Annotated in this window: 27 protein-coding genes; 16 read left to right on the plus strand and 11 right to left on the minus strand. The window is 55.5% G+C overall.

Features of this window, described 5'->3' with window-relative positions; genetic code table 11:
- Positions 1-4 precede the first annotated feature (4 nt).
- Genes E3E37_RS07155 through E3E37_RS07170 form a run of 4 tightly spaced genes read left to right on the plus strand, consistent with a single transcriptional unit; the run spans position 5 to position 4,841 of the window.
- On the plus strand, positions 5-985 hold the full coding sequence (locus E3E37_RS07155) for a hypothetical protein (RefSeq protein WP_167716061.1): 981 nt from the start codon (positions 5-7) through the stop codon (positions 983-985).
- A gap of 6 nt (positions 986-991) precedes the next feature.
- Entirely contained in the window at positions 992-2,857 is a 1,866-nt protein-coding gene (locus E3E37_RS07160; protein ID WP_167716062.1) for a CpaF family protein, read from the plus strand.
- An 11-nt stretch (positions 2,858-2,868) separates the two neighbouring features.
- Positions 2,869-3,933 carry a type II secretion system F family protein gene (locus tag E3E37_RS07165; RefSeq protein ID WP_088865538.1) on the plus strand — a complete coding sequence of 355 codons (1,065 nt, stop codon included), beginning with the start codon at positions 2,869-2,871 and terminating at the stop codon, positions 3,931-3,933.
- Between the two features lie 5 nt (positions 3,934-3,938).
- Positions 3,939-4,841: a type II secretion system F family protein gene (locus E3E37_RS07170; protein ID WP_206204042.1), complete on the plus strand. Its 903-nt coding sequence runs from the start codon at positions 3,939-3,941 to the stop codon at positions 4,839-4,841.
- Here E3E37_RS07170 and E3E37_RS07175 read toward each other — a convergent pair.
- The gene (locus tag E3E37_RS07175) at positions 4,818-5,312 is read right to left on the minus strand and encodes a peptidylprolyl isomerase (protein ID WP_088865540.1); all 495 of its coding nucleotides are present in this window, start codon (positions 5,310-5,312) and stop codon (positions 4,818-4,820) included. The two genes, E3E37_RS07170 and E3E37_RS07175, sit on opposite strands and share 24 nt — an antisense overlap.
- Positions 5,313-5,391: 79 nt before the next feature.
- Positions 5,392-5,886 (minus strand): DUF2118 family protein, encoded by a 495-nt coding sequence (locus E3E37_RS07180; protein ID WP_167716398.1) that lies wholly within the window; start codon positions 5,884-5,886, stop codon positions 5,392-5,394.
- A gap of 69 nt (positions 5,887-5,955) precedes the next feature.
- Here E3E37_RS07180 and E3E37_RS07185 point away from each other — a divergent pair, with 69 nt between their 5' ends.
- The 5 genes from E3E37_RS07185 (at position 5,956) to E3E37_RS07205 (ending at position 9,895) form a co-directional block, all read left to right on the plus strand.
- Positions 5,956-6,807 carry a DUF4129 domain-containing protein gene (locus E3E37_RS07185; protein ID WP_167716066.1) on the plus strand — a complete coding sequence of 284 codons (852 nt, stop codon included), beginning with the start codon at positions 5,956-5,958 and terminating at the stop codon, positions 6,805-6,807.
- Positions 6,797-7,249, plus strand: coding sequence for a hypothetical protein (locus E3E37_RS07190; RefSeq protein ID WP_167716068.1), 453 nt, complete (start codon positions 6,797-6,799; stop codon positions 7,247-7,249). The genes E3E37_RS07185 and E3E37_RS07190 overlap by 11 nt, the downstream gene beginning before the upstream one ends.
- Positions 7,218-8,171: a MoxR family ATPase gene (locus tag E3E37_RS07195; protein ID WP_167716070.1), complete on the plus strand. Its 954-nt coding sequence runs from the start codon at positions 7,218-7,220 to the stop codon at positions 8,169-8,171. Before E3E37_RS07190 ends, E3E37_RS07195 begins: the two co-directional genes overlap by 32 nt.
- 78 nt (positions 8,172-8,249) lie before the next feature.
- On the plus strand, positions 8,250-9,476 hold the full coding sequence (locus E3E37_RS07200) for a DUF58 domain-containing protein (RefSeq protein WP_167716400.1): 1,227 nt from the start codon (positions 8,250-8,252) through the stop codon (positions 9,474-9,476).
- The gene (locus E3E37_RS07205) at positions 9,473-9,895 is read left to right on the plus strand and encodes a hypothetical protein (RefSeq protein ID WP_167716072.1); all 423 of its coding nucleotides are present in this window, start codon (positions 9,473-9,475) and stop codon (positions 9,893-9,895) included. Before E3E37_RS07200 ends, E3E37_RS07205 begins: the two co-directional genes overlap by 4 nt.
- Here E3E37_RS07205 and E3E37_RS07210 read toward each other — a convergent pair.
- The gene (locus E3E37_RS07210) at positions 9,892-10,725 is read right to left on the minus strand and encodes a carbohydrate kinase family protein (protein WP_167716402.1); all 834 of its coding nucleotides are present in this window, start codon (positions 10,723-10,725) and stop codon (positions 9,892-9,894) included. The genes E3E37_RS07205 and E3E37_RS07210 overlap by 4 nt on opposite strands.
- A gap of 156 nt (positions 10,726-10,881) precedes the next feature.
- Here E3E37_RS07210 and E3E37_RS07215 point away from each other — a divergent pair, with 156 nt between their 5' ends.
- From E3E37_RS07215 to E3E37_RS07225, 3 genes are all read left to right on the plus strand, one after another.
- Positions 10,882-12,375 carry a carboxypeptidase M32 gene (locus E3E37_RS07215; RefSeq protein WP_167716075.1) on the plus strand — a complete coding sequence of 498 codons (1,494 nt, stop codon included), beginning with the start codon at positions 10,882-10,884 and terminating at the stop codon, positions 12,373-12,375.
- 69 nt (positions 12,376-12,444) lie between these two features.
- Positions 12,445-12,684 carry an antitoxin VapB family protein gene (locus tag E3E37_RS07220; protein ID WP_167716077.1) on the plus strand — a complete coding sequence of 80 codons (240 nt, stop codon included), beginning with the start codon at positions 12,445-12,447 and terminating at the stop codon, positions 12,682-12,684.
- Positions 12,654-13,022, plus strand: coding sequence for a type II toxin-antitoxin system VapC family toxin (locus tag E3E37_RS07225; RefSeq protein ID WP_167716079.1), 369 nt, complete (start codon positions 12,654-12,656; stop codon positions 13,020-13,022). The genes E3E37_RS07220 and E3E37_RS07225 overlap by 31 nt, the downstream gene beginning before the upstream one ends.
- On the opposite strand, the gene E3E37_RS07230 is transcribed toward E3E37_RS07225, so the two are convergent.
- Entirely contained in the window at positions 13,015-13,362 is a 348-nt protein-coding gene (locus E3E37_RS07230) for an ASCH domain-containing protein (RefSeq protein ID WP_167716081.1), read from the minus strand. The genes E3E37_RS07225 and E3E37_RS07230 overlap by 8 nt on opposite strands.
- 9 nt (positions 13,363-13,371) lie before the next feature.
- On the minus strand, positions 13,372-14,484 hold the full coding sequence (locus tag E3E37_RS07235) for an NAD(P)/FAD-dependent oxidoreductase (protein WP_167716083.1): 1,113 nt from the start codon (positions 14,482-14,484) through the stop codon (positions 13,372-13,374).
- A gap of 60 nt (positions 14,485-14,544) precedes the next feature.
- Here E3E37_RS07235 and pcp point away from each other — a divergent pair, with 60 nt between their 5' ends.
- Genes pcp through E3E37_RS07250 form a run of 3 tightly spaced genes read left to right on the plus strand, consistent with a single transcriptional unit; the run spans position 14,545 to position 17,842 of the window.
- The gene (gene pcp, locus E3E37_RS07240) at positions 14,545-15,147 is read left to right on the plus strand and encodes a pyroglutamyl-peptidase I (protein WP_167716085.1); all 603 of its coding nucleotides are present in this window, start codon (positions 14,545-14,547) and stop codon (positions 15,145-15,147) included.
- A 12-nt stretch (positions 15,148-15,159) separates the two neighbouring features.
- Positions 15,160-17,202, plus strand: a complete 2,043-nt coding sequence (locus tag E3E37_RS07245) for a DUF460 domain-containing protein (RefSeq protein ID WP_167716087.1) — start codon at positions 15,160-15,162, stop codon at positions 17,200-17,202.
- Between the two features lie 25 nt (positions 17,203-17,227).
- The gene (locus E3E37_RS07250; RefSeq protein WP_167716089.1) at positions 17,228-17,842 is read left to right on the plus strand and encodes a hypothetical protein; all 615 of its coding nucleotides are present in this window, start codon (positions 17,228-17,230) and stop codon (positions 17,840-17,842) included.
- Here E3E37_RS07250 and E3E37_RS07255 read toward each other — a convergent pair.
- The 5 genes from E3E37_RS07255 to E3E37_RS07275 are packed head-to-tail and all read right to left on the minus strand — an operon-like array spanning position 17,823 to position 20,649.
- Positions 17,823-18,131: a transcriptional regulator gene (locus E3E37_RS07255; protein WP_167716092.1), complete on the minus strand. Its 309-nt coding sequence runs from the start codon at positions 18,129-18,131 to the stop codon at positions 17,823-17,825. The two genes, E3E37_RS07250 and E3E37_RS07255, sit on opposite strands and share 20 nt — an antisense overlap.
- A gap of 4 nt (positions 18,132-18,135) precedes the next feature.
- Positions 18,136-18,750, minus strand: a complete 615-nt coding sequence (locus E3E37_RS07260) for a hypothetical protein (RefSeq protein ID WP_167716094.1) — start codon at positions 18,748-18,750, stop codon at positions 18,136-18,138.
- A gap of 31 nt (positions 18,751-18,781) precedes the next feature.
- Positions 18,782-19,426 (minus strand): lysostaphin resistance A-like protein, encoded by a 645-nt coding sequence (locus E3E37_RS07265; protein ID WP_371731694.1) that lies wholly within the window; start codon positions 19,424-19,426, stop codon positions 18,782-18,784.
- A 9-nt stretch (positions 19,427-19,435) separates the two neighbouring features.
- Positions 19,436-19,636 carry a TIGR04140 family protein gene (locus E3E37_RS07270; RefSeq protein ID WP_167716096.1) on the minus strand — a complete coding sequence of 67 codons (201 nt, stop codon included), beginning with the start codon at positions 19,634-19,636 and terminating at the stop codon, positions 19,436-19,438.
- Positions 19,637-19,677: 41 nt separating this feature from the next.
- Positions 19,678-20,649, minus strand: coding sequence for a TIGR00269 family protein (locus E3E37_RS07275; protein ID WP_167716405.1), 972 nt, complete (start codon positions 20,647-20,649; stop codon positions 19,678-19,680).
- Between the two features lie 69 nt (positions 20,650-20,718).
- Between E3E37_RS07275 and E3E37_RS07280 the strand changes: the two genes are divergently transcribed.
- A complete protein-coding gene (locus E3E37_RS07280) occupies positions 20,719-21,477 on the plus strand; it encodes a hypothetical protein (RefSeq protein ID WP_088865556.1) in 759 nt (252 codons plus the stop codon).
- On the opposite strand, the gene E3E37_RS07285 is transcribed toward E3E37_RS07280, so the two are convergent.
- Positions 21,478-22,611, minus strand: coding sequence for a site-2 protease family protein (locus E3E37_RS07285; protein WP_088865557.1), 1,134 nt, complete (start codon positions 22,609-22,611; stop codon positions 21,478-21,480).
- Positions 22,612-22,645: the final 34 nt, after the last annotated feature.

Genomic DNA, 22,645 nt, shown 5'->3' on the forward strand with positions numbered 1-22,645 from the left:
AGCAATGAAACGCCTCGCAGCATCTCTCTTTATTCTTTTGTTAGCCTCCTCTCTGGTTAGTGCAACGACCTACCATCTTCCCGGCGATACGTACAACAACATAGGTATTATGGGGCAGGTTATGATAAACCTGAACGTCACCATGGTAAACACTGCCCCCTTCCCCAAGTTTATAGTGGTGAATCCACGTTACGACTTCACCGTTTACAGGCTGGACAACAGCGAGACTATGAATGCCATACTTGTTGGAAACACTGTTCTTCATAACATATCAAACGTCCAGAGGACCACCCTAAACTACTACACGGGCTTCTGGATAATGCCCTATGAAACCGTTGTTGTCAACTTCAGGATAACCTCCCACTACTCGTACATAGTTCCAACCGTGGACTACAAAACGGTCTGCGGCGACACGGCTAAAATAACCACCGTTGAGTACAACGGGAGTAGTGTCAGCGGTGTAATCGAGGACTTGGATGATATTGGGATAATAAGCTGCGGGGTTATGTATCCTCAGCTCGTGAACACGCCCAAGGTTCTCTACCTGAGGAGCATGTTCCCAATGGTTGATGCCCACATCAGGATCCTCCAGTACGAGGGTGACGTTACTTTCCGCCTCACAAACGTTCCCAACGAGGCGGGAACCTTCAACACCTTCTTCGCCGCCTCGATACCGGTCATATTCGATGGTGCCAGCATGACGAACTTCACTCCAAACTACACGATGACATACAGGGACTACATGGAGGAGTTCGTGTGGAAATACAAGGGCCTTAACCCGCCTCAGAAGAGCCAGCCGCAGCCGTTTCCAACGATGCCGGGAATGTTCCAGCTTTCGAGCAGTTTAATCAGTGGGGTTTCCGTCGGGAGTCCAGAGATCAACCCGCCCAGGCAGGCAGGCTTCGACTTCCCAGTGTGGATAATATTCATGGGTAGGGATGTTGATATAACCTATCACGTCAGCTGGAAGAATGAGGGGCGGTGAGCGTTGGTGCCGGATGAGAAGAAAAAGAAGAAAGAAACAATCTCATGGATTGATGAGATCCTGAGTGGAGAGGATGACCTCCTTGAGAACGTCCTTAAAAAGGAGGATAAAACCAAGGAAGAAGAGGAGGAACACCTTCCCTTTGTGAAGGAAGAGGGAGGGGTTGATTTAGAGGAGATCCTCAGTAGGCCATCCCCGGAGGAAGCCCTCACCAACAGACCTACCGGTGCCGATATTCTCGGCGAGATACTCACCACCAAGGAAGAGGCCCCCAAGGAGGAACCCAAACCCGCTCCCAAGCCCAAACCACCGACCACCCTTCAGGATATCCTCGGCTCGTCGGTTCCTGCGGAGGAGACCACCTACGCGGGGAAGGCCGAGGTTCTTGATGCCTATGGAAACGTCCGCATACTTCGCATTAAGGGTGAACCCGTTCCCATATATGAAATACGCCTCCCCAAGCTGAGCCGCGAGGAGGAAGAGCTCTTCAAGAGGATTAAGGACAGAGCAATAACCGAGCTTCAGATAGATCCGTCCGCATTTCCGGACCTGGAAGAACGTAGGCGTGTCTTCATGAACGCCGTCAGAAGGATGATAAAGGACGAGGCTCCCCACTTCTCGGAGGGCAGGATCGAGGTCCTCACCGAGATGATAGTTCAGTCCATGATAGGTTACGGTAAGCTCGATCCCTTGGTTAGGGACGACAATCTTGAGGAAATCATGGTCATCGGGACCAACAGGCCGGTTTACGTCTGGCACAGGCGCTTCAATATGTGTAAGACCAACATACTCTTCCCGGAGGAGAAGGAGATACTCAACATCATCGAGAGGATAGCGAGGGAAGTGGGCAGGAGAATAGACCAGCAGAGTCCGCTCCTGGATGCCCGCCTTCCTGACGGAAGCCGTGTCAACGCGACCATTCCACCCATCAGCCTAGACGGCCCCACCATAACCATCCGCAAGTTCAAGAAGGATCCGCTCACGATAATCGACCTCATCAAGTACGGAACCATGAACACAGAGATAGCGGCCCTGCTATGGATATTCGTGGACGGCCTTGGAGTTAAGCCGGCCAACGTTCTCGTTGCAGGGGGCACTGGTTCCGGTAAGACCACCACTCTGAACTCCCTTGCAATGTTCATTCCGCCAAGCGAGCGTGTGATAACGATAGAGGACACGGCCGAGCTCCAGCTTCCGGTTGAGCACTGGATAAGGCTTGAGACGAGGCCACCCAACGTCGAGGGTAAGGGCGAGATTACCATGGACGACCTCGTTAAAAACACCCTCCGTATGCGTCCCGACAGGATTATCGTCGGTGAGGTTCGTGGGCCAGAGGCGAGGACCATGTTCACCGCGATGAACACGGGACACGACGGTTGTATGGGAACAATCCACTCCAACAGCGCGAGGGAGACGATAGTGAGGCTTGAAAGTCCGCCCATGAACGTTCCCAGGATAATGATACCCGCACTGGACATCATTATAATGCAGGTCAGGTTCCACAGCAGAAAGAAGGGAACCATAAGGCGCATAACCGAGATAGCTGAGGTATCTGGAATCGAGGCCGAGAGCGTCCAGCTCAACAAGCTCTACAAATATGACCCAGCCAAGGATGAGCTGATACCGACAGGAGTCCCGAGCAGAACCCTGAACACGCTGGCCCACCATACGGGTATGAGCATATCCGAACTCGAGTTTGAAAAGGAGAAGCGCAAGATAATCCTTGACTGGATGATAGAGCAGGGCATCAGAAGCATTGATAAGGTTGGCCACTACATAAGGCAGTTCTACATAGATGAGGAGGCGCTGCTGAAGAGGATTCAGGCCGAAAGCAGCATTGAAACCAGCAAGCAGGTTAAGAATCTGATCTAAGGGTGATAATCGTGGGCGTCGTTAAAGCCATCACCGACTTTTTGGAGCGCCTAGGGGGGAAGACTGTAGAGGTTGCCGAGAAGCCTCTGCGTAGAATCCCCCAGGGCAAAAGTGTGCAGGAGAGGCTCCGAGCGCTCAAAGAACTGCAGAAGGAAATCGAAAAGGAGAGAACCGAAGAGGAAAGGGAGAAGGAAATAGAGGAAATCTTGGAGTGGAGGAGAAAGGAAATCCAGAAGCCTTTCTCCGAGAGACTGGCCGAGACCGTGCTCCGCTACTTCAAAGGACCTGTCCAAGCTCTCACGGGCTCCCTCAAGGGTCTCGACCAAGAGCTTTACCGGGCAAGCATATTGATGCCCCAGGAAAAGTACGTTGCACTGATGCTGGCTGTTGCGGTGTTCTCTGGCATCTTTGGTTTCCTGTTTGCATACCTCCTGTACATTCCCCTCGATATGTCGGTCCTCGTTGGATTCCTTGGCTTCGTTGGCGGCTTCATGTACATGAGGTACTACCCACGCATGGTGTGGAAGCGCAGGGTGGCCGAGGTTGAGAGGGCGATGCCCTACGCCCTGAGGCACATGGCCTCTCTCCTCAGTGCGGGCGTCGGTATATCGGAGGCCCTGCTATCAGTAGCCCGTGCCGATTACGGTGTCATATCAGAGGAGTTCGAGCTAATCCTTAGAGACATGAGGACGGGTTCCTCCTTTGAGGATGCCCTCACCAAGTTTGACGAGAAGATGGGCTCTGAAAACGTCAGCCGTGTCGTCAAGCAGATACTCAGGGCGATAAAGTTCGGTGGAAACCTCTCTGAGATACTCTACAAGCTGGCCGAGGACTTTGCCTTCGAGTACAGGATGAAGCTCATAGAGTACGTCCAGAGGGTCAACGGTATAGCGTTCATCTATATGTTCATGACCATAGTCATGCCCACAATGTTCGTCGTTGGAATTCTCGCCGGTTCGGTGATGGCACAGCAGCTCATACTGCCTCCGGAGACCCTTGCGATTATACTGCTGTTTGCCTTCCCGGCGCTGTCGTTCATAGTGGTCAACATGATTAAGAAGGGAGAGCCGAGGTGACGGTGATGGCGGGAGGATTGTCAGGGGCTCTTGTCACTCTCATTGAAAGGATTGTTCCAAAGCGATGGATGCGGCGCTATGAAGTGTTCATATACTCCTCCGGAATAAACTTTCTGGCGGCGGAGTACCTCATCGTCTCCATTCTGGTCGGGATAATAGGTGCCGTGATCGTTGACATGTTCTCCACTGCTGTCTACGCGGTTCTAACCTTTGTAGCTCTCTTTGGGGCAATGGCCTTCGGTTATCCCTACTGGAGGATCAGCAAGCGCATTGATGAGATGGAAAAGATGCTCCCGGATGCCTTCTTCTACCTGGCCAGTTCACTCAGGGCGGGCATATCCTTCTCTGAGGCCCTTGAAGAGCTGACCACAGCCAAATTCGGCTCGCTGACTGAGGAGTTCAAGAAGACCGTCGCCGAGATAAAGAAGGGCCGTCCAACCGTCGATGCCCTCAGAGCGTTTGCGATAAGGAACAGAAAGTCCCCAGTAATCTACCGTTCAATGATGATCATCATAGAAGCCCTCGAAAGGGGTGCCCCAATGAGCGATGTCCTTGTCTTCGTTGGAAACGATGTCAGGGAGATACTCAGAATAAAGCAGGAGAGAAAGGCCTCAACGGGCATGCAGGTGATGTTTTTCATAATAACCAGCGGATTCATAGGGCCGCTCATACTCGGCATAGTTGCCCAGGTAATGGTGGCAATGAGCACCGGTAACGTGGAGTTCCCTGTGGAGACCGTGAGGGCAATATTGCTTGGATTCGTCGCCCTCCAGGCGATTGTTTCGGGCCTTGGAATAGGCGTTATAAGAGAAGGGAAATATTCAGCAGGCATAAAGTACAGCCTGCTGCTCGTGGTAATGGGCGTGGCGGTCTTCCAGGGGGCCTCAGCTCTCAATCTCGCCGTCTGAGGCCTCTTCTTTAGCTTTCTGTATGTCGACTATCTCCACCTCGAAGACGAGGGTCTTTCCGGCCAGCGGGTGGTTGAAGTCGAGGGTGACGTTCTCCTCGCCGACCTTGAGTATCTTGGCGATTCCAGAGTCCGTCATGACGTACATTCCTTCTATGGGTTCTATGCCTACGTTTGAGAACTCGGTCTTTGCCACTTCAATTACAAGCTCCGGGTTGGGCATTCCGTAGGCCTTCTCCGGGGGTATCGTGACGGTTTTCTTCTCCCCGAGTTCCATGCCGATGAGAGCCTCGTCAAGGCCGGGGATTATCTCGCCAACACCGACGTTGACGCCAAGGGGACCGTACTCCCTTTCCTCCACGTATATCTCGTTCTCCCTGGCAATGTCCTCGTAACTGGTATCAAAAACCTCGCCGTTCTCGAATTTCCCGACGTAGTGAAACACCACAAAATCTCCGGCTTCAATCTTCATTTCCTTCAACTCCAAAATTGCTTCAGGGAGAGTTGGCCCGGCGGTTTATAAAGGTTTGTACAAAAGTGGGAAAGAATGCTCACTCCTCGGGGAGTATGTAGTAAACGTAGTGAGGCCGGTTGGTCACCTCGTCTATGAAGACAACGGTCCCTGTTCTGGGCGGTTTGAGGTAGTGAACCTCGCCTTTTCTGGTGGTTATCGCCGCGAAGGCATCTCCGGTCCGCACTCTGTTGCCAACGTTCGCTATCAGTGTTTTCGTGTATCCCTCAACGGGAAGGACGAGCAGTTCGTCATCCTTCTTCAGGTATATCCTGGTTCTCCCGTCGGGAAGGACGAGGATGGCGTCGGCAAGCATCCTTCCCTCCATCCTGTCAACGTACAGGTAGAACCTGTCGTAAACCTCCTTCGCGAGGAATTTGGCACCTTCGATGTCGATGAAGTCCGGAACGCTCTCACCCTCCCGGAGCCAGACCTCAACGTTCCCGCTGATGACCACGCAGTCCCTCTTGACATTTCTTCCCTCAAGGCACTCCTCTGGAGGAGTCTCAACGTAAAGCCTCGGAATCCTTTCCATATCCACCACCTGACCTTTACCTGGGGGTAAAAGTTTTTAAACCTGCCCTCTCTAAAGAACCCGATAAAAATGTCCACCAGGGTAAAATTGCTGGCCCTCTCTGGACTCCTGTTTTCGCTGATGACCCTGATGGTCAACTACAGCGCATCTACTTCCGAGACTTCTCAGAAAAGCCCTGCCCACTGGGCCGGAGTCCTCATGATGGTTCTCGCTGTGGTCGGCCTGCTGGTTCTCATCGGCATATTCCTCGGGTGGAGGGATCCCTTTCAGCGGTTCGAATCCCGTGGGACGGGTATTATCGTCAAGTACCTTGTGGCGATTGCTCTCATTCTTGGGGTTGTATCAGTGGGGCGTTTACTTGGGAAAAACTCCGCCGTGAAACATGTCTCCAACAACAGCACCTCTCTGAATGCTTCCGGAGTTGTCAACGGCTCGGTTATCGTTCATGATTCCAGCTACTACAACGGCACTCAGATAGCGCCAACGAGGCACTCCCTGCCCTCACAGTATCTTCTCTACATCGTACTGCTCTTCGCGATAGCGGTGTTTGCCTATCTCGCCGTGACCCAGTACAGGACGTACATGAGGAGGAAGGAGCGGGAGGAGATGAAGCTCAGGGCCGAACTCTTTGACAGGAAACTCGACGAACTCGGCCTTGAGATGTTTGATAATCCAAGGGAGGCCATCGTGGGCATATACAAGAACGCCGTGCTCTGGCTGGACTACCTTGGGATACCCTACAGGGAGAGCTGGACGCACTGGGAGCACGCCGAGCGCGTGAAGTACATGCACGATGCATTCGTCGAGCTCACGCGACTCTTCGAAAAGGCCAAATACGCCCCCGAGAAAATAACTTGGGATGATGCCAAGAAGGCCCTCGAAGTTTACCGCGGAATGAGGAGGGGCGTCGATGAAGTTTAACCGGCATGCGCTTGTGATAGCCATGATTCCTCTGGCCGTGGCCATAATCGCCGGCTCGTACCTGGTTAGGTGGCTCGCCGTTCTGGCACTGGGAGGTGTCTTGGCCTTTCTCCTCTTTGGATTTGAGATACGCGTTCCCCTCCCCAAGAGGGAGAGGCTGATGAGGGCTGAGAGGAAAACCGACGTCGAAAGGGTTACGACCCTCATAGAACGCGCAAAGAAGGGAAAGGTGGCCCGCTCACTCATTGAGGAAAAGATAGTGGAAATCTACGCCACCATTTCGGAGGACTACAACAGGACGTTTCACTCCCTCATCTCCGAGCCGAACGATGCTCTCAAAGTCCTCCGCTCGGAGGGGGATTTTCTCGATAACCTTGAAAAGGCCCTAAAAATTGTGGAGGAGGATCTGTATGAAAATAGAAGAGGTAAGCGCCAAGGGTAACGCCGTCCTTGAGGAGGTCAAGAAGGCGATAGTCGGAAAGGACGAGGTGCTGAGACTCATACTGACCACGATTTTGGCGGACGGGCACATACTTCTGGAAGACCTTCCGGGACTTGCAAAGACGCTCATGGCCAAGAGCTTCGCAACTGCTCTGGGGGTCAGGTTCAGGCGCGTCCAGTTCACGCCCGACCTTCTCCCCAGCGACATCCTCGGTGTCAGCGTCTTCAACCAGAAAACCCTTGAGTTCGAGTTCAAAAAGGGGCCGGTCTTCACGAACATACTCCTGGCGGACGAGATAAACCGTGCCCCGCCCAAGACCCAGAGCGCCCTGCTGGAGGCCATGCAGGAGAGACAGGTTACCGTTGAGGGGAACACCTACGAGCTGAAGAGACCCTTCATAGTCGTCGCCACCCAGAACCCGATAGAGCAGGAGGGAACCTATCCGCTTCCGGAGGCCCAGCTGGACAGGTTCCTCATCAGGCTCCGCGTCGGTTATCCGAGCAGGAGCGAGGAGATTGAGATACTCCGCCGGAGAATGGCGAGGAAAAAGGAAGAGGTTGACATAAAACCTGTCCTGACCCCCGAGGAGGTCGTGGAGATGCAGAGGGCAGTGGAAGACGTCTACGTCAGCGATGCAATCCTTGAGTACATAACCGACATAGTTCTGGCGACGAGGGAGGACAGGAAGGAGATAGAGGTCGGGGCATCGCCCAGGGGAAGCCTCGCCCTGCTCAAGCTCTCCAGGGCATATGCCGCTCTTGAGGGAAGGGATTACGTCATCCCTGACGACGTTAAGGCCGTGGCAGTTCCGGCGCTGAGCCACAGGCTCATCCTCAAGCGCGAGCTGTGGTACACAAAGGTGAGCCAGGAGACCATAATGGAGAAGCTCCTTGAGCGCGTTCCGGTTCCCAAGTTTGAGTGAGGTGAAAAGGTGCAGGCCCAGCCCCCACTCTACGGCCACTCCGTTCCGGTTGAGGAGAAGGAGGAACCAACCGACAGGATGTATCCGACTGAGAAGGCAGAGGAGATTCTCCTCGTTCTCTGGCTAATAGTCATGCTGGCCTTTCTCCTCCTGCGGTGGGAGCTCGTGTACCTGACGCTTCCGGTGATATGGCTTCTCTTCGTGGCGGCCTTCTTCTTCAAACCGGCCCTCAACGTTGAGATAGAGCGAGTGATACCTCATAACCGCTTCCTTGAGGGGACCGAGCTGGATATAGTCCTCAGAATCAAATCGCACGAGCGGATTCCCACCCTGAAGGTCATCGAGGATATTCCACGGGGTCTGGAGCTGGTGGAGGGTCGAAAGGAGCACGTTCTCTCGCTCCGGCCGGGGGAGGAGAGGGAGATAAAGTACCGGGTTCGGGTTAAGAGGGGAATCCACGAGTTCAACTGGGTGAGGCTGAGCTACCGCGACCCCTTCGGCTTCTTTAGAGTTGACAGGAATGTGGAGGTTTACAGCGAGATAGTGGGCGTTCCGATAATCACGGACGTCCCGACGCCATACTCCACTAAGGGGACAAAGATAACAGTCGGTCCTCTTCCCTCGCCGAGGGTCGGGGAGGGGGTTGAGTTCCACGCCGTCAGGGAGTATCAGCCGGGGGATCCCCTCAAGATAATCAACTGGAAGGCCACAGCGAGAACCGGCAGAATCATGGCCAACGAGTACGAGAGCGAGCGGAAGGTTGACGTTGTCTTCATAGTCGACGCTTCCTACACCGGCAGTCTCGTCTTCGACCACCTCATTCGCGCCGCCGCCTCCCTCATGCTCAACGCCCTCAACAACGGAACAAGCTTTGGCCTCCTTCTGGCGGAGGACGTTCCGCTCTGGATTCGCGTTGACTACGGCAAGAGGCACTTCTTCAAGTGCATAGACTTCCTGAGCACGGCCAGACCGGACAAAAACAACATGATAGCCTATCAGGTCGAGCACCTCATAAAGGCGCGCTTCCCGGCCAAGGCCCAGCTGCTGTACTTCTCCCCCCTGCTGACCGAGGAGAGCAGGGAGGCCCTCAGAATAATGGCTCAGTACGGCTACAACGTCGTCGTCATAAGCCCGGACCCCTACACGGCGGTTGAACCCAAGAGCCGGGAGGAGGAGCTGGCTTTGAGACTGTTGGCCCTCCAGCGAAAGGCCATGCTGATGAAGATGTCCTCCCATGGCATCGTCATCGACTGGGACGTCAGAAAACCCCTTGAGGCAGCGATAGCGGAGGTGGTTGGCCTATGAAGTTCGGAAGAAGGCTCTACTCCCTGATACCGCTGGTTCCCCTTTTCGTACTCCTTGGAACCATGGATTCCAGAACCCTCCTGCTAATCCCGCTGGCCCTCATGGCAATCCAGTGGTACTTCATCGGCGCTCTATTTCTCCTGACGACGGCGGCGTTCCTCATCTACACGAAAACGGGAGGTCTCTACGGTCTCACCGTGATGGCACTGGCGCTTCTTGCGGTGGAGATGGGCTACCTTGACAGGGAGCGCGCCCCGGGGGAGCACTACCTAATCCTCATCGCGGCGGTTGCGATGGCGTTCCCGACTTACCTGCTGATGTCCGCCCTATCCCCTGTGCTTCCGAGGCTTGAGGTAACGGCCCTGGCGGCCCTGCTACTGGTGGTGCTCTACCTCTTTGCCCGGCTCGTGAGCTCTTAAACGCTCCAGCTTCCCGTTTTTTTCAGAACCTCCCTCGCCCTCTCCAGGCCCTTTTCCACGCACTCTTCGAGCGCCGCACCCCTGGAGTACATTGCGAGGAATCCACCCGCGAAGGCATCTCCCGCACCGGTGGGGTCAACTATTTCCTCGGGGCTTATCGGGAGTGCCGAAAACTCCCTGAACTCGCCATCGTAGACGAGAACTCCCCTCTCGCCACGCGTTATCACCACCAGCTTTGCTCCCCATCCGTGCAGTGTTTCCGCGGCTTCCTTCACGTTCTTGGCTTTTGTTATCGTCAGGGCCTCCCTCTCGTTGGGGAAGAGAACCTCAACCCGCGATACTATCTCCCTCATGAGCCCTGTTCTCTTGGTGTAGTCCTCCATGTAGGTCGGGTTGAAGTCCAGGCTTATCCTTTTGCCCTCCAGTCTCTCCAGGGCCTTGAGTTGCTCCTCGGGCGGGATAGGGGCTATGTGGAAGATTTCTGCCCCCAGGTATTCCTCCGGAATCGGGGTTTCCCCCATATTCTGGGCCACGCCCATCTCAACAGGGGCATCCACGGTCCCATCCTCGTGGTATATCATGTAGATGTGAATCGTTCTTCCAGGCAGGATTTGAACGCCCCTGACGTCGAGTAGAGATGCGAGCTTTTCGAGCCATTCCCGGGGGAAGTCTTCCCCGACTTTGGTTACCAGGCCAACCCTCGCGCCTGCCAAAGCCGCCGAGGTGGCAACGGCGGCCGCCGCTCCGCCGGGATACAGTATTTCCTCCCTCCCGGGGAACCTTATATGGTCTATTGAGACGTGACCGAGCACCGCCAAGTCGAGTTCCATGGTCATCACCAGCCCTCGTTCTTTCACGGACTTAAGCTTCTCCCTTTAAGCCGTTTCCGGTGGGAGTAACAGACTTCTACCCTCTCGTTTAGATGAACATCGAAAAGATTAAAAACGCGGTGTCCGAAAGTTCTACAAAAAGGAGGGGTGGTTTCGATGGAAAGCGTCTTCCAGAACGAGACCGTCAGGGAGATACTCACGAGGTACAGGCGTATCTGGGCAATAGGCCACGCTCAGAGCGTCCTCGGCTGGGACATGGAGGTTAACATGCCTAAGGAGGGAATCCTCGAGCGCTCCGTTGCTCAGGGCGAGCTGAGTGTTCTCAGTCAAGAGTTTCTGCTCAAGCCAGACTTCGTCGAGCTGGTCGAGAAGGCGAAGGGGCTTGAGCTAAACGAGTACGAGCGCGGCGTCGTTCGCGTCCTCGACCGCTCGATAAGGATAAACAAATCCTTCCCGCCCGAGTTCCTCAGGGAGATGAGTGAGGTAACGAGTCAGGCCACCAAGGCCTGGGAAGAAGCAAAGAAGAGCAACGACTACTCCAAGTTCGAGCCCTGGCTGGACAGGATTATAGACCTTGCCAAGAGGGCCGCCGAGTACCTCGGCTACGAAAACGAGCCCTACGACGCTTTACTCGACCTCTTCGAGGAGGGCACAACCACCAGGGACGTCGAGAGGATGTTCGACAAGCTGGAGAAGGAGCTGAAGCCGCTCCTTGAGAAGATCATGGAAGAGGGTAAAGTTCCTCAGAGCCACCCGCTCGAAAAGGAAAGCTATGACAGAGCCCAGATGGAGCGCGTGAACCGCTGGATACTTGAGAAGTTCGGCTTTCCACTGGGAGTTCGCTCAAGGCTTGACGTTTCGGCTCATCCATTCACAACAGAGTTCGGCATAAGGGACGTGAGGATAACCACGCGCTACGAGGGCCACGACTTCAGGATGACGGTTCTGAGCACCGTCCACGAGTTCGGTCATGCCCTCTACGAGCTCCAGCAGGACGAGAGGTTCATGTTCAGCCCGATAGCCGGAGGTGTTTCCCTCGGAATCCACGAGAGCCAGAGCCGCTTCTGGGAGAACATCATCGGCCGCTCCAGGGAGTTCGCCGGACTAATCTACCCAACCCTCAGGGAGAACCTGCCCTTCATGGCCAACTACACGCCGGAGGACGTTTACCTGTACTTCAACATGGTGCGCCCGGACTTCATAAGGACCGAGGCTGATGTGGTCACCTACAACTTCCACATACTCCTCCGCTTCAAGCTCGAGAGGATGATGCTCAACGAGGGCGTCAAGGCGAAGGATTTACCGGAGCTCTGGAACGACGAGATGGAGAACCTCCTCGGCATAAGGCCGAAGACCTACCGCGAGGGCATCCTGCAGGACATACACTGGGCCCACGGGACGGTCGGCTACTTCCCGACCTACAGCATCGGAACCCTCCTCTCTGCTCAGCTCTACTACCACATGAAGCGCGACCTCGACGTCGAGGGGCTCGTGGGTGAGGGCAACTTCGGCCCGATAAAGGAGTGGCTCAGGGAAAGGATACACCGCTGGGGCAGCATCTACCCGCCGAAGGAGCTCCTCAGGAAGGCCATCGGCGAGGAGCTGGATCCGGAGTACTTCATTAGGTGGGTGAGGGAGAGGTACCTCTGAGTTTTCTCCCTCTTTGCATCCTTCGTAATGCTTAAATATGATGCATGCATTCAGTGTATTGGTGGTGTCATGGTAAAGACCATCACTATCTCTGACGACGTTTATGAGGAGCTCCTTCGAATCAAGGGCAAAAAATCATTCAGCGAGCTGTTCCGCGAGCTGTTAAGGGAAAGGAAGGGGAACGCTGATGCCCTTCGTCACCTCTACGGAATCCTGAGTGCGGAAGAGTATAGGGAGGCCAGAAAGAAGCTTGAGGAAATCGAAGGGGAGTTCGAGAGATGGGAGCGGTCCTTGACACGAACGTCATAATCGAGATTGCCCGGGGAAACGGGGAGGTTCTCGACAGGGTAACGTCATTGGACAGCACCTTCTACATAACATCGATAACCAAGTTCGAAATCCTTCTTGGGATGCCGAGGAAGGACGAGCTGATATGGCTCAAAGCCCTCATAGAGCTACCCTTTGACGGGAAATGCGCCGAGATGGCGGCGTATCTCCACAAGAAACTGAAAGAAAAAGGAACTCCTATGTCCCTAAGAGACCTGTTCATAGCATCAACTGCGATTGTCAACGGTCTGCCGATAATAACCTTGGACAGCGACTTCGAGGTTTTGAAGGAATTGGGCTTTGAGGTTCACATCATTTAGGCTCCCCTATCCATGCCACCGGCTCAACCTCTATGGCAACGACGCCGTACTTCCTCTCCTTCTCCTCGGAGTAGAAGCGCCTGTAAATCTTAACGCCCTCCTCGATGCTCTCAACTCCGGGGAGGACGTTCTCGATACCCTCCCTCTCCAGCATCTCCCTGAAGGAGGGGTATACCCTCAAATCCTTAACGACGCATACCAGTTTGTTCTCGAAGACTATCTCATCGCCGGGCTTTATGGCCTGCCTCTTCTCGTCGTAGAGCCTGCCCTCGATCCTCTTCCGCCCCTCGGCTATTGCCCTGAGGTACTCCTCCTGAAGGCCCATTCTCCATCTTGCCATGGAACCACCTCACAGGAGGGTTCTGACTATGGCCGGGCTTATCTTTATCAGCCTCGCGAGGAGCTTGGGCCTCTTAAGGATTGCCTTCGCCGTTCTGAGGTGGTCATCAAAATCGGCCTGTTCCTCTATGACCTCCCTTGCCTCAGGGCTTCCGAGAACCTCAAAGACCCTCTCGATGTCGTCCTGGCTCAGGCCCAGGAATACCCTCCTGAAGCGGAGGCCAAAGCTCACCTGTTTTTTGACGAAGGAGCACCCCTTCTCGTAGTCCTGGAGTTTCCCGTCCAGGAGGGCTTTTCTAAGCGCGTGGGCGCAGTACATCCCGTAGACTATTCCCCCCGCGGTGGTTGGCTTTATCTGAAGCGCGGCATCCCCGAGCAGGGCCACGTTTTCCCTGACCCAGGGTTTCCTCACGCCAAAGCCCACCGAGCCAGCCTTGAACTCAACTATTGAGGTCGGCTTCAGCATCCTTATCTTCAGGAACCTGTGGAATGAATCCAGGCTTCCGAAGGTTCCAACACGTGCAACCCCTTCGCTCACGGGTGCCACCCAGAAGAAGAACTCGGGGTTTATCTCCCGGTTCACCCAGACCTCGACGAAGTCCGGGTTGAATTCCCCCACCACCTCAGCTTCATAACCGCTCAGGAATTCGGCCTTTGTCTGAACCCCCATCGCCTTGGCGACGGTGCTGTCCACCCCGTCGGCGCCAACGTAGAAGTCCGCCTCAATCTCAATCCTCTCACCGAGCCTCTGGAGGAGGGCCCTTCCGTCCCTGAAGGCGAGGAACGTGGTCGACATGTAGTAGTCCACGCCCTTTTTCACGGCCCTCTCGGCCAGCCACCTTTCCAGGGCTTTTCTGTCCACGAGATAGGCCTGCGGCGACTTTCTCTCTATCTCAAAGCTCTGTATCCGGGAATAGAAAACCGCCCCCCGGAGCTTGTTCAAAACTGCACTCTCAGGAAGGCCCAGCCTCTCATAGTTCTCGGCCCCTATTATGCCGGTGCAGGCCTTTCCACCGAAGGAGCCCTTTCTCTCCACAACCGCCACCTTGAAGTCCCTCGCGAGCAGATTGGCGAGGTAGTTGCCAACCGGTCCGCCACCGATGATAAGAACGTCGTACCTCATTCTCTCCCACCGGAGGGAGTGCGTTTTAAAACCTAAAAACCTAACCTTTCCGGTGGTACCATGAAGGTGCTCGTGACGGGATTTGAGCCCTTTGGGGGTGAGGGGATAAACCCCTCCTGGGAGGCAGTTTCGGGGCTTCCGCACGAAATCGAGGGCGCCTCGATAGTCAAGCGCCAGCTCCCTGTGACCTTCAACGGTGTTAGGGAGCTCCTTCCAAGGCTTATAATCAAGGAGAAGCCCGACGTTGTTATCCTGGCCGGCCAGGCTGGAGGAAGGCCAAACATCACCGTCGAGAGGGTTGCAATAAATGTGATGGACTCGAAAATGCCCGACAACGAGGGCTTTGCCCCCGAGGATGAGCCGGTTTTTGAAGACGCACCGGCTGCATACTTCGCAACGCTCCCCATAAAGACCATCGTGAGCGCCCTGCGGGAGGCGAAGATACCGGCGGGGGTTTCAAACACAGCCGGAACCTACGTCTGCAACGCCGCGATGTTCACGACGCTTCATACGATAGCCGTGGCTGGTATGGAAACCCGGGCCGGCTTCATCCACGTGCCCTTCAGCCACGAGCAGGCCCTTGACAAGCCGAGGTCCTCAATGGCCATTGAGACGATAAAGAGGGCCCTTGAGGTCGCGGTTAGAATCTCCCTGCGGGGCTGATAAGCTTTTTAAATGCCCCCTCCAACCTTCCTACAGAACCCGCAGAGGGTGAGGCCTATTCTAATCCTCGGAGTGGACGTAATAAGCGAGCATCCGAAAAGGTTTGCCGTCGTGAGCTGGTTCAACGGCAGACTTGAGAGAAAGGGTGAGTTTACCCTCTACCGCCTCATCCGCTTCATCCAGAGCAAGAGACCGGATATAGTGGCCATGGACAGTATCACCGAGCTCGGCGACGACCTGAGGAGGTTCCTCCGCGCCCTTCCGAGCGGGACGAAGCTCGTTCAGGTCACGGGGAGGCCCGGAGAGCAGAGGAGCCTCCAGAGCCTCGCGAGGGAGCACGGGATAAGGACCTTTGACAGGTTCGACCCCTACGAGGAGGCGAAGCTCTCAGCCCTCCTGGCCAGCAAGGGTGTTGGCTACGAGGTTCTGGCCTTCGAGGACGAGGTGATAATCAGGGTAACCCGGGGAAGAAGCCACGGCAAGGGCGGTTGGAGCCAGGACCGCTATAGGAAGAGGGTTCACAACCTCGTCCGCGACAAGGTCAGGGAGATAGAGGAGAGCCTGAGAAGGGCGGACATACCCTTCGACCTTGAGACAGAGGAGAAGGACTACGGCTTAGCTAAGGGCGAGTTCAAGGTCTATGCGAGCAGAGAGGAGCTCGCAGGCCTGATACGACCCATGAGGGGCGGGGACGTTGAGGTGAGAATCCAGCCTGTGGAGAGGGCCGAGCTGGGCTTCGCTCCGCTGAAGGGTGAGGAGGCGGTAAGGGAGAGGAAGAGCATCATAGTCGGCATAGACCCGGGCATAACCGTCGGCATAGCCGCCATAGACCTGAGCGGAAGGATAGTGGCCCTTCACAGCCAGAGGAACATGCCCGTGGGTGAGGTCTTCAGGTTCATAAGCGAGATTGGCCATCCGGTTATCGTTGCAACGGACGTGAAACCCGCGCCAGGCTTCGTTGAGAAGATAGCCCGCTCCTTCAAGGCCAGCCTCTTCGTCCCGAGGGAGAGCCTCCGGGTTGAGGAGAAGAACGAGCTCCTGAGAAACCTTGGGATAAGTGTTGACGACGACCATCAGCGAGACGCTTTGGCTGCAGCGTACAAGGCCTATCTCAGGCTCAAGCCCAAGCTTGAACACGTCGAGGCAAGGCTCCGCGAGGCCGGATTGAGCAGAAAGGCCGACGAGGTTAAGGCGCTGGTCATTCAGGGCTACAACCTCGGTGAGGCCATGCAGAGGGTCACTCTCAGGGAAAGGCCGAGGGAGGAGGAAGAGCACGAAGAGGGGCCGAGCTTTGACGTGAGGCCCTACATAAGGCGCATCCGCGAGCTGGAGAGAAGGATAGAGTTCCTTGAGAGGGAAAATGCCGAGCTGAGGGAGGTCATAAAGGAGCAGAAGCGGGTAATCGGACGGCTTGAGAGGCGCATAGCTGACTACGACGAGGAGATTCGGAGGAAAGTTCTCCGCGAGAGGGAGCTTGAGGCGAAGGTGAAGCGCATAGAGGTTCTGGAAAAGCAGCTGAGAGAGGCCAAGGCGGTCATAGAGAGGCTGGGCAGGGATTTGGTTCAGGTCAAGCGCATGAACGTGGTTGAAATCCGCGGCAGCGCGGTTCCCCTCAAGGTCATGAACGTTCTCAGCTGGCGCGAACTTGAGAGGCTGGAACGCGAAATCGGAATCAAGAGGGGGGACGTCCTGTTCGTGGTGAACCCGGCCGGTGCCGGCAGGGCCATAGCCGAGGAGCTGGTCGAGAAGGGAATAAAGGCTTTAATAACGGAGAAGCCCCTCCCCGGGCCTGTCAGGAATGTCCTCAGGGAGGCCCACGTGCCCTTCTTTACTGGTGATGAGCTGGACGTCAAGAGGGTTGATGAATTCGCCGTCGTCGAGAGGGAAACCCTGGAGAGGGCCATCGAGGAACTGCTGGCGAGGTGGGAGGAAGAAGACCGCGAGAGGGAAGCGGAGAGGCTCCTCCGCCTCGTGGAAGAGTACAGGATAGAGCGCATGAAAGAGCTCAGGAGAAAAGCGGAGGAGGAGGCCAGGGCGGAGCATCGAAAGGCTTAAGTAGTCCGAAAATCGCCCTAAACAGGTGGTTGGTATAGACCGAAAAGAACGGGTCGTCCTGGCCTCAGTGTTCGTGCTGTTCATCGGGTTTCTCACGGGGGTCCACTACCGGAGATTCGACCATATCCTTCGAACCTCGTGGATGATGTCCTACCTCCTTGCCCTCCTGTGGCTTCAAAGGAAGTCTCGAAAACCCGGTGGGACCCTCGGAGCTCTCCTCAGCCCCTTCTACAACGATGGAATCGCCGAGGTAACGTCGGTGTTTCTTGCAGTGCATGCCTCCCTCGTGAACGTCCCCTTCACGGATGTTGACCTTTTCAACGTGGCCTTCAGGGACGTTGACATGATAAGCCACTTCCTCGGGGGACTGGTGCTCTGGCTGTTTCTCGTGAGCATCCTTCGGGAACTTTTCGGTGAGACGTCGTGGGAAAGGGTGGTAGTATACTCCTTTGCGCTCCTGCTGGTAATCGGGGTGGGCTGGGAGCTCGCGGAGTGGTACGGGAGCAGGTTCACCGAAGGCATTCTGAAGGAGACGATAACAAACAAGACAAGGGACGTCCTGATGGAACAGCTGGGGGCCATCCTCGGACTCTGGATGGTCAAGAAGAGAAGCTATCCCTTCAGTCTCCCCCGGAAATGAGCGAGAGAGCCTCCTTTAGGGCCCTCAGGTACTCCCCGGTTTCCTTCGCCCCCTTCTCGGTTACCCTCACCGCGGTTCTCGGCCTGTCTGCAAAGACCTTGTAGAGCTCGATGTAGCCTGCTTTTTCCAGGGCCTTGAGGTGTGAATCGAGGTTTCCTGGGGTTACATCGAGAACGTCCAGAAGTTCCCTGAACAGAACCTTTCCCCTCGGGAGAAGGTAGAGCATAATCCCTAGCCTTATGGGATTTCCCAGGGTGTGATTTCTGCTCAGCTCCCTCAGGGCCTCCATTCTATCACCGCTCTATCGCCTTGAAGGCGGAGTAGATGTATAGCATTACAGAGAGCGAGAATCCCAGCGCCACGAGAAAGCCCGCCCAGACCATGGCACCGCTTTCCATCTTGGCCGCAAGGGCTATTCCCAGGGCGGGAATCAGAAACGATGGTATAATCTCGCGCTCCACTCCGCTGTACTTTGCGAAGACCAGCCACATGCCGAAGATCGAGAAGGTTATAAAGCTCAAAAAGCCCACCGCCAGGCTGGCTTCTGGGTTCACACCGGGGTTCAGCCTCGGAATAACCCCCCACCCGAGGGCGATTCCCGTTATCCATGAAACGGCTATGAGGATTCCGCCGGTGGTCGATGATTCCACTTCCTTCCCGGTGACCATTCCCAGCTTCTGAAGCCTCCTCCATATCCTTCCCGTGAAGCCCATCGCCAGCATGAACGCTACGGGCCAGTAAACGATGTTGAACTGCCAGGGAAGGTCAAAAACGCCGATGATCACGTAGTATAACAGCATCACCGAGAGCCATGCTCCAAAGCTCATCGCGCCGTACATCTTTCCCGCCGCGATGAGCCTGCCCTCAACCCGTTCGAGAACCTCCTTGAGTTCCTTAACGTCTTCCATACCCATCACCCATGATACCTTGGTGGCCCACCTATTTATACCCCCGACTTTCTCTGAACTTCAGAACGGCCAATCCGGCAAGGTTGGCCGAGGAGTGCAAAACAAAGGCCGGCACTATACCGCCCAGGGCGAAGATATAGCCTGTGAGGAGGCCGAGGACGAACGCCCCGGTCAGGACGATGGCCTTTTCCCTGAGCCCATTGAAGGCCATCCAGTGGGGGAGGGCAAAGAGGGTTGCGGAGAACATTATCGCGCCCCAGAAGTGGCCGTGGTTCAGGAGGTAGCCCTCAAGGAGTCCCCTGTTGAGGGTCTCCTCGCTCAGCGGTGCCAGGAGCAGGAGGAGGAAAAACTTCCACGCACCTTCGGGCAGAAACCCGGTCATGGGTTCGGAGGGTGCAAAAAGGTTGAGGATGAGCGATACGGCGAAACCGAGGACGAAGGCTTGGCCTATATAGGCATCACTCCAGAGGAAGCCAAACCTTTCGAACCCGCCGAGAAGCTTCATGGCCGTCAGAGAGAGGAGGAGCATTGTCAGCTGCATCATGAAGCCCCCTCTTCTCGGGCTCTTTCTGGCGGAGATGGACGCTATAACGGAAGAGGGCACGAAGACCGCGAGCCAGAGGAGGAGTGCAAGGACGAACTCAATCATGGCAGAGGCCTCCGGAATTTCCCTCACTTCCTTTATTCAACCCCCGGCCCTCGCGAGCCTGAGCTTCTCCATGAAGCGTCCCACGTCTTCCTCCGGACCTTCAATGAGAACCCTGTTGAGGACGATGCCGTTCCTCCCGCTCTTTCCGAGGAGGGTGAGCTTAACGTCTGCTCCGGCCCTCTTGGCGAGTTCCTCAAGCTCGCTGAGTGGAATGGGAGTTAGCAGTTCCCGTCTCATCGTTCAACACGCTGAAGGACCTTTTATAAACACCCGTTCGCTTAATCCACCCTGAACCTCAGTCCCCTCTCCCTCGCCTTCCTCTCGACCTGTAACCTAAACTGGCAGGCCTTGCATATCTCCCCCGTCGTCGGCTGGCCGCATATCCTGCAGCGGTTCAGCTCGCTCGTCTTTTTCGTGTAAGTCTTTGCTATGAGCGGGAAGAGCTTGTCGTAGCTCCTGAGGATCTGGTACTTGGTGCCAGGGTGCCTCTCCTCCATCTCGTTGAGCCAGTCTCTAATCTCGGCCCGGAAGGCCTCGACCGCGTAGGGGCACTCGCTCAGGTCGACCTCTATGTTGTTCAGAACCGCGTAGAGGACTATCTCCTTCTCCGGAATCTCGCGGAGCGGCTTTATTCTCGGGACGAGCTCCGGGTGTATCTCCTCGTAGTAGGGCCCTGTTCTGCCCAACCTCGCTATGTCTCCCCTGAGAACGTTCATGATGAACATCTGCACCTCGTCGTCGAGGTTGTGTCCGACGGCCAGCTTATCGGCCTCGACATCTTTGGCCGCGTAGTTCAGAAGCCAGCGCCTCCAGACGCCGCAGTAGGAGCAGGCACCAACGCGCTCGCCCCTCTCGAAGCTCCCCATTATTTCAACAGTCTCGTCGAGGGTAAAACCGATGTATTCCTTGAAGGAATAAATCCGGTGCTCTATTCCAAGCTTCTCCGCGTTTCTCCTCGCTATCTCCACACTGGGCGGCCTGTAACCTGCTATGCCCTCGTCTATCGTTATCGCAACTAACTCGAAGGGGAACTTCTCGCGGAGCTTCGCGAGGAGGTGAAGCAGGACGACACTGTCCTTGCCCCCACTAACGCCGACCGCTATTCTCTCGCCCTTTTCAATGAGGCGGTACTTTTTCACCGTCTCCTTGAACTTCTTCTCAACCATCTCGTTGAAGTGCTTGTGGCAGTAGTACCGCCCGGTGTAGCGCGCGTGATAGACCGCTGGCCGGTTGCACTTGGAGCACTTCATGACCTCACCGATGAAAGGTCGGGACATCGTTTAAAAAGGTTGGTTGCTTACATTAAACGAGTGGGGCGTATGAATGGAGACGTTATCAAGACTGGGATAGATGAGCTGGATTCCATGCTCGGAGGTGGCATTCTCGACGACAGTCTGGTGCTGGTAATCTACGACACGAACTCCTTTGGATGGGTGCTGGGTGTAGAGGTCTTCAGGAGTCTGGTCGGCAGGAACGGCTTCGGTGTCGTCACCAACTACTCGTTTCCCCTGAGCCTGTTACAGAAGTACGGTAGAATGCTCGGTTTCGATGTGAAGAAGCTTGGGGAGTCAAGGGACATGGCCATAATCGATGTCTTCAGTGCAGTTAACGGCATAATTTCCGATCTTCCCTTCGTATACTCTCCGGGGGAGATAGACGCCAGCACGTACCTTCCGAAGATGGTCTCCGTTTACTACGAGATACTCGGTGAAATCGGGGAACGAAAGCCCATCGGCCTCACAATAACTCTGGACGGCTTCGCGTACCTTTTCGGAGAGGAATCCACGATGAAGCTCCTGCAGAAGAACCTTGTGATGAAGGAATCAGCCAGGATTTCTGAACATAGAAAGAGGCCCGTCAACATATTCCTCCTCAACAGGGACAGGGTTTCGGAACGCTTCATTTCCTGGATATCACAGTACTCCGAGCACATTATAGAGTTCAGCCACGGAGAGGCTCCGGGCGTTGAAAAGATGGTCGTGAGAAAGTCCCTGCTGCCTGACTTTGAGCCGTGCACCGCAGAATTCCGCTTCTCCAGGGGAAAGATAAGAATAGTCCCAGAGCGGCTGGAGGTTTAGTCAGCCGACGAGATTCGCCAGCGCGGGCCACAGGTTCAGCGCCAGCAGGAAGAGGCCAACGCCTATTGTGAAGTACCGCACTGGCTTGGCCACGTTCTCCGGCAGGTAGGCCTTGACAACGTCGTCCAGCATCCTCCCGCCGTCAAGGGGAACGAGTGGGAAGAGGTTCATAAGGCCGATGCCTATGTTGAGAACGTATATCCAGTAGAACGTGAAGAACAGGGGCAGTACGATGTTCTCGTAGCCTATCTTTGATACGACGTGCTGGGCAGGGTAAATGCCAATATAGCCCTTCTCTGGGTTCTCAGGATGAGCCCCGAGCTTCAGCTGGAGGTTCAGCTCCTCCCCGTTGCGCAGGACCGTGAGGGTCACAACCTGACCCGGCTTGGTGGTGTTCATAAAGTTGATGAACTCTTCCATGTCCTTTATCTGATGCCCGTCCATTGCGATTATGATGTCTCCCTCCTGGAGAACGCCAAAGGCGGGTCCGTCCTCCAGAACCCCCGAAACGAGTATGCCCGCTGGCTGAAGAACGGGAGTTATGGCGAAGTTTATTATGAGAAGGGCTATGAAGGCAGTTACTATGTTGGCCAAGGAACCCGCGCCGTAGACCCTTAGCCTTGAGCGAAGCGGGGCTCTCTCCAGTTCCTCCTCGTCCGGCTCAACGAAGGCACCAGGTATCACCGCGAGGAGAACCAAGCCCACTGATTTCAGGGGCAGGTTTTCCGCCCTTGCCACTATTCCATGGCTCAGCTCGTGAACCACCATGACGACGGCGAGGGCAATGAGGCCGTACCAGAGGGGTATGGTCACGCCGGGTATAACGAGCTGGACTCCCGACTGCTCGCCGCCGGTTTGTATGGTTCTCATCGCCGTCCTGAGGAGGGCGTAGAAGACGTAGGCCATTCCCGCAAAGCCCAGCACTATTCCCACATCAGCATAAACCTTCCAGAAGCGCTTGGATTTTTGGGCGAGGCTGTCTATGAAGCCAAGCAACCTTTTTGTCCGCCACATGGCGATGAAGAGGTCAACCGTAAGGCCCTCTTCCTTCTCCTCCCTTCTTCCGAAGAGGGCGTAGAGGATTATCCAGAATGCAGCGATGCCGATGATGGCTGCGATGAGGGTGCTGTTCATTTGGGCCACCTAATAAAGGCTTTCCGGTGGGGTT

This window comes from Thermococcus sp. ES12 (assembly GCF_012027515.1).
In the GTDB taxonomy this organism is placed as follows: Archaea; Methanobacteriota_B; Thermococci; order Thermococcales; family Thermococcaceae; genus Thermococcus; species Thermococcus barossii.

Bases quoted from the DNA above. Each gene is read 5' to 3' on its own strand.
- E3E37_RS07155 (WP_167716061.1), top strand. From the start codon at position 5: ATGAAACGCCTCGCAGCATCTCTCTTTATTCTTTTGTTAGCCTCCTCT.
- E3E37_RS07170 (WP_206204042.1), top strand. From the start codon at position 3,939: ATGGCGGGAGGATTGTCAGGGGCTCTTGTCACTCTCATTGAAAGGATT.
- E3E37_RS07175 (WP_088865540.1), bottom strand. From the start codon at position 5,312: ATGAAGATTGAAGCCGGAGATTTTGTGGTGTTTCACTACGTCGGGAAA.
- E3E37_RS07180 (WP_167716398.1), bottom strand. From the start codon at position 5,886: ATGGAAAGGATTCCGAGGCTTTACGTTGAGACTCCTCCAGAGGAGTGC.
- E3E37_RS07185 (WP_167716066.1), top strand. From the start codon at position 5,956: ATGTCCACCAGGGTAAAATTGCTGGCCCTCTCTGGACTCCTGTTTTCG.
- E3E37_RS07190 (WP_167716068.1), top strand. From the start codon at position 6,797: ATGAAGTTTAACCGGCATGCGCTTGTGATAGCCATGATTCCTCTGGCC.
- E3E37_RS07195 (WP_167716070.1), top strand. From the start codon at position 7,218: ATGAAAATAGAAGAGGTAAGCGCCAAGGGTAACGCCGTCCTTGAGGAG.
- E3E37_RS07200 (WP_167716400.1), top strand. From the start codon at position 8,250: ATGTATCCGACTGAGAAGGCAGAGGAGATTCTCCTCGTTCTCTGGCTA.
- E3E37_RS07205 (WP_167716072.1), top strand. From the start codon at position 9,473: ATGAAGTTCGGAAGAAGGCTCTACTCCCTGATACCGCTGGTTCCCCTT.
- E3E37_RS07210 (WP_167716402.1), bottom strand. From the start codon at position 10,725: ATGGAACTCGACTTGGCGGTGCTCGGTCACGTCTCAATAGACCATATA.
- E3E37_RS07215 (WP_167716075.1), top strand. From the start codon at position 10,882: ATGGAAAGCGTCTTCCAGAACGAGACCGTCAGGGAGATACTCACGAGG.
- E3E37_RS07220 (WP_167716077.1), top strand. From the start codon at position 12,445: ATGGTAAAGACCATCACTATCTCTGACGACGTTTATGAGGAGCTCCTT.
- E3E37_RS07225 (WP_167716079.1), top strand. From the start codon at position 12,654: ATGGGAGCGGTCCTTGACACGAACGTCATAATCGAGATTGCCCGGGGA.
- E3E37_RS07230 (WP_167716081.1), bottom strand. From the start codon at position 13,362: ATGGCAAGATGGAGAATGGGCCTTCAGGAGGAGTACCTCAGGGCAATA.
- E3E37_RS07235 (WP_167716083.1), bottom strand. From the start codon at position 14,484: ATGAGGTACGACGTTCTTATCATCGGTGGCGGACCGGTTGGCAACTAC.
- pcp (WP_167716085.1), top strand. From the start codon at position 14,545: ATGAAGGTGCTCGTGACGGGATTTGAGCCCTTTGGGGGTGAGGGGATA.
- E3E37_RS07245 (WP_167716087.1), top strand. From the start codon at position 15,160: ATGCCCCCTCCAACCTTCCTACAGAACCCGCAGAGGGTGAGGCCTATT.
- E3E37_RS07255 (WP_167716092.1), bottom strand. From the start codon at position 18,131: ATGGAGGCCCTGAGGGAGCTGAGCAGAAATCACACCCTGGGAAATCCC.
- E3E37_RS07260 (WP_167716094.1), bottom strand. From the start codon at position 18,750: ATGGAAGACGTTAAGGAACTCAAGGAGGTTCTCGAACGGGTTGAGGGC.
- E3E37_RS07270 (WP_167716096.1), bottom strand. From the start codon at position 19,636: ATGAGACGGGAACTGCTAACTCCCATTCCACTCAGCGAGCTTGAGGAA.
- E3E37_RS07275 (WP_167716405.1), bottom strand. From the start codon at position 20,649: ATGAAGTGCTCCAAGTGCAACCGGCCAGCGGTCTATCACGCGCGCTAC.
- E3E37_RS07280 (WP_088865556.1), top strand. From the start codon at position 20,719: ATGAATGGAGACGTTATCAAGACTGGGATAGATGAGCTGGATTCCATG.
- E3E37_RS07285 (WP_088865557.1), bottom strand. From the start codon at position 22,611: ATGAACAGCACCCTCATCGCAGCCATCATCGGCATCGCTGCATTCTGG.